Origin of the sequence: Candidatus Liberibacter sp., assembly GCF_014048425.1 — a bacterium.
GTDB lineage: Bacteria > Pseudomonadota > Alphaproteobacteria > Rhizobiales > Rhizobiaceae > Liberibacter.
The window spans coordinates 1-324 of record NZ_JACETX010000092.1 but is presented as its reverse complement, the minus strand read 5'-3'; the positions used below and the strand labels follow the sequence as shown (position 1 = coordinate 324).

Sequence of the window (324 nt, the reverse complement as noted above, 5' to 3'; positions counted from 1 at the left end):
CCATACACTGTCCCGATTCCGGATAACGGAACGCAGTTAGACATACACATTGATAAGGGTGGTATTTCAAGGTTGGCTCCACAAAAACTAGCGCTCCTGCTTCAATGCCTACCACCTATCCTACACATATCAACACAAACGCCAATGTAAAGCTATAGTAAAGGTGCACGGGGTCTTTCCGTCTAACCGCAGGTACCCCGCATCTTCACGGGGAATTCAATTTCACTGAGTCTGCGTTGGAGACAGCGGGGAAGTCGTTACGCCATTCGTGCAGGTCGGAACTTACCCGACAAGGAATTTCGCTACCTTAGGACCGTTATAGTT

The 324-nt window shown here is 48.8% G+C and carries 1 rRNA gene; it reads right to left on the bottom strand.

The features are described 5' to 3' along the window. Positions 1 to 324, bottom strand: a 23S ribosomal RNA gene (locus H0G72_RS06070); the annotation flags it as partial.